3 protein-coding genes and 2 pseudogenes are annotated in these 3,578 nt (G+C 68.3%); 2 read left to right on the forward strand and 3 right to left on the reverse strand.

Going from position 1 to position 3,578, the window contains the following annotated elements:
• Nucleotides 1-394: 394 nt before the first annotated feature.
• Nucleotides 395-988, forward strand: a pseudogene (locus tag ABZV00_RS37670) (IS5 family transposase); the annotation flags it as partial.
• Between the two features lie 86 nt (nt 989-1,074).
• Here the strand turns inward: ABZV00_RS37670 and ABZV00_RS37675 are convergent.
• Both ABZV00_RS37675 and ABZV00_RS37680 read right to left on the reverse strand, forming a co-directional pair.
• Nucleotides 1,075-2,094 carry an integrase core domain-containing protein gene (locus tag ABZV00_RS37675; protein WP_355615406.1) on the reverse strand — a complete coding sequence of 340 codons (1,020 nt, stop codon included), beginning with the start codon at nt 2,092-2,094 and terminating at the stop codon, nt 1,075-1,077.
• A gap of 135 nt (nt 2,095-2,229) precedes the next feature.
• Nucleotides 2,230-3,060, reverse strand: a complete 831-nt coding sequence (locus ABZV00_RS37680) for an FkbM family methyltransferase (RefSeq protein WP_355615409.1) — start codon at nt 3,058-3,060, stop codon at nt 2,230-2,232.
• Between the two features lie 100 nt (nt 3,061-3,160).
• On the opposite strand from ABZV00_RS37680, the gene ABZV00_RS37685 reads away from it, so the two are divergent.
• Nucleotides 3,161-3,349: a hypothetical protein gene (locus ABZV00_RS37685; RefSeq protein ID WP_355615412.1), complete on the forward strand. Its 189-nt coding sequence runs from the start codon at nt 3,161-3,163 to the stop codon at nt 3,347-3,349.
• Here ABZV00_RS37685 and ABZV00_RS37690 read toward each other — a convergent pair.
• Nucleotides 3,346-3,578: pseudogene (locus ABZV00_RS37690) on the reverse strand (hypothetical protein); the annotation flags it as partial. The gene ABZV00_RS37685 and the pseudogene ABZV00_RS37690 sit on opposite strands and share 4 nt — an antisense overlap.

Genomic DNA, 3,578 nt, shown 5'->3' on the forward strand with positions numbered 1-3,578 from the left:
GGCGTCCAGGCGTGGTGCGATCAGCGCCCAGCGGGCGTCGGACAGGTCGGAGGGGTAGGCGGGTCGTTCGGCCATACGACATGTCTACTGTGGACTGTGCGGTGGCTCGCAGTTGGGTCCGGCGATTCCCGAACTTTCCTGAACCAGACACGATCTGCGGATCAAAGCAGGGCATCTCGCATCGGCATCAATCAGGTGAACCTGGTCCCAGTGGTGATCATTCGACCCTGCCGACGCCTCACCGACCAGGCCCACGGAAGCAGCAATATGCAGCAAGAGTGATCAAAACGCCCAGTAAGTGCGTGTTTGAAAAGGTCGGGTGTGGACGGTGTGGTGGCGTGAAGATGGCCGCCGGGGCGGGCAGGGTGTCGGGGTGTCGTCGCCTCGTCGTGGTTACCCGTCGGACCTGACCGATGCCCAGTGGGGGTTGATCGAAGGGTTGTTGCCGGAGCCCAGCATGGACGGGCGGCGGGAGAAGCACCCTCGTCGGGAGATCGTCAACGCGATCTTGTACGTGGTTCGCTCGGGGTGTCCGTGGCGGTACCTGCCGGCGGATCTGCCGCCGTGGCAGACGGTGTACTGGTATTTCGTGCGCTGGGAGGACGCCGGTGTGACTGAGAACCTGCTGGCCGCGCTGCGGGTCAAGGCGCGGGTGCAGGATGGGTGGAATCCGGAGCCGTCGGCGGGGATCATCGACTCGCAGTCGGTGAAGGGCGCCGACACCGTCGGGCAGCAGACGCGGGGCTACGACGCGGGTAAGAAGGTCAACGGCAGGAAACGGTTCGTCATCACCGATACCGCCGGGCTGTTGGTCACCGTGGCGGTGATGGCCGCGTCGTGGCAGGACCGCGACGGCGCGAAGACCGCCCTGCTCAGCGCTTATCTGGCCACCCCGATCCGGCACGTCTTCGCCGACCAGGGCTTCGCGGGCCGTCTCGTCGACTGGACCCGCGACACCTTGAAAATCACGCTGGAGATCGTGCGGAAGCCCGCTGACCAGCGGGTGTGGGGCTCGTAAAGTCGGTCCGGCTACGCTGCCTGCGAATATTCGTTGATCAATCCGCCTAGGATCGGTCACCGTTGGATCCGCACACCGTTCAGGTCGACAACGTGCGGCGCAGGATTCGGCGGCCGCTGATCCAGCGATCGATGTGGGCGGTGGCTGTTGTAGTGGGCCGTGTACTCGGCGAGGACGGTCGCGAGGTGCCGCTCGCCGACGATGAGCATCTTGTCGGTGCACTCCCGGCGTACGGTGCCTACCCATCGTTCGGCGAATGCGTTCGCCCGGGGTGCCTGCGGCGGGGTCTTGATCACGTCGATGCCTTCGGCGGTGAACACCGTGTCGAAGACCGCCGCGAATTTCGTATCGCGGTCGCGGAGCAGGAACCGCAGCCCAGCCGCGTGCTGGTCGAGGTCGATCAGCAGATTTCGTGCTTGCTGCGTCACCCAGGTGCCGGTTGGATGGGCGGTCACCCCAACCACGTGGACTTGGCGGGTGGCGATCTCGACGAAGAACAGCACGTAGATCCGCTTGAGGAATACGGTGTCGACGGTGAAGAAGTCGCAGGCCAGGATCGTGTGGGCCTGGGCGGTCAGGAATTGTTTCCAGGTGGGTCCGGACCGCCGGGGTGCCGGGTCGACCCCGGCCTGGTTGAGGATCCTCCACACCGTGCTCGCCGCGACCCGGTAGCCCAGGCCGAGCATTTCGCCCTGGATGCGGCGGTGCCCCCACGACGGGTTCTCCGCCGCGAGTCGCAGCGCCAGGTCGCGGACCTGTGCGTTCACTGGTGGCCGGCCCGGCCGGGCGTGCGGGTACGTCCATCGCCGGGCGACGAGTTCACGATGCCAACGAAGCAGCGTCGCCGGGGTCACGAAGAACACCGACCAGCGAGGGCGGGGCAGCAGCCGCGACAGCACCGCCAACACCACCCGGTCGGCCGGTTCGAGATCGAGGCGGGTCACCTGGCGGCTCAGCGCCGCCACCTGATGGCGGAGCACCAGGATCTCCACATCCTTGGCCCCATCGTCACGGGCGAGCTGGGACAACATCCGCAGGACCTGGCGAAGCAGCAGGTACAGCAACGACGTGCTCATGGCGACGAGCATGCCGGCTGCGCCGGGCTCGAGCTCGCACAGAACCGCAATTCAGACAGCCGAACCGAGTATTCGAGCCCCACACGTTCGGACCGGCTCGCCGCCTTTGCCGCTGCCTGACGTCCGCCAGGCGGGTCAGGCGGGCCGGGCGCGGGCGTAGACGTCGCCCGAGTTGGCCTCGTGGGGCAGCGCCCGCAGGTACGCCGCCACCTCGCCCGCCGGCCGCCAGCCATCAAGAGCGAACGCCATCTCGTCGCCGAGCGCCACGGTGAACGTGGTGAAGCCGAGCCGGGTGAGCCGGTCCAGGCAGTGTGCGGCCAGGTCCCGTTCGATGGTGGTGAACTCGAAGGACAGCGCCGGCAGGGGGCGGCTCAATCCGGCCAGCACGGCGTCCTCGAATCCCTCCACGTCGATCTTCACGAAGCCCGGCACGCCGTGCGCCGCGACCAGTGTGTCGAGTGTGGTTCCGGCCACCTCGATCTCGACGTCCCAGATCTCGTCCTCCCAGCCGCCGGCCCCATCGGCGGCCTGCAGGAAGCCCGCCGACGCCGTGGAGATCGTCGGGTTCGCCGAGTTGACGTGCAGCCGCACCGGCCCGGTACACGCCCCGCACGCCGCCTCCACCACGGTCACCCGGTCGTCGTGCGCGTAGAGGGCGCGCAGGGCCCGGGTGCAGAGCGGTTGCGGCTCGATGGCCACCACGCGGGCGCCCAGCCGCCGGAAGCTGCCGAGCCGGTCGCCCACGTGCGCGCCGACGTCGAAGGCCAAGTCCCCTGGGCGGACCAGGGGCGCGTAGAACGCGTCCATCGCCGCCTCGCGGGCCGGGTCGCCGTAGTACGCCTCGAGGGAGCGGCGCAACCCGGACAGGGTCGGGTCCGCCTTGAGTGCCTCCACCGCGCTGAGGTGATCGACCACTGGTCTGACCGTAGTCGCGTCCGGAGCAACGCGAGGGCGATTCGCGTCCATTTGCCGGGCACCCTTGGCGCTACCGTATAGCGGTACTCGGCGCTACCGTATAGCGGTACTCGGTAGTACAAGGTACCAGGGGGGCCGAAGAGGAGCCGCGATGGACGACCTGACGGAGATGCTGAAGGGCACGCTCGAGGGCTGCGTGCTCGAGATCATCGGCGGCGAGAGGCATCCACGACCGCCAACTACGGCAGCCGCGGTCAACGTCAACATGCGTTCGGAGCGGGTGGAACCTCAGCCAGCGGTGGACCGAGACACCTCCGGCGATGTAACCGAGGCAGCCTAGGACGCGTTCTGCCGATCGTGGAATGGCGTTGCCGTCCGGGCGGGTGTGACCTGCCGCGTAGCTGCGGAGCTGGTGGGGGCTCGGGTGGCGGTCGGCGCTGGCCCGGCGGTGCGGCCCCGGCGCGCGTCTACGGAGAGCAGTGTGAGGGCGACCAGCGTGAGCAGCCCGCCGACGAGTGCCAGCGGGCGTGCGCCCGAGGTGGGCAGGAGGGCACCGCCGAGCAGTGATC

The sequence above is a fragment of the Micromonospora sp. NPDC005173 genome (assembly GCF_040608515.1).
Taxonomy (GTDB): Bacteria; Actinomycetota; Actinomycetes; order Mycobacteriales; family Micromonosporaceae; genus Micromonospora.

Excerpts from the sequence above, each read along its gene's own strand:
- ABZV00_RS37675 (WP_355615406.1), bottom strand. The coding sequence starts at position 2,094 with ATGAGCACGTCGTTGCTGTACCTGCTGCTTCGCCAGGTCCTGCGGATG.
- ABZV00_RS37680 (WP_355615409.1), bottom strand. The coding sequence starts at position 3,060 with ATGGACGCGAATCGCCCTCGCGTTGCTCCGGACGCGACTACGGTCAGA.
- ABZV00_RS37685 (WP_355615412.1), top strand. The coding sequence starts at position 3,161 with ATGGACGACCTGACGGAGATGCTGAAGGGCACGCTCGAGGGCTGCGTG.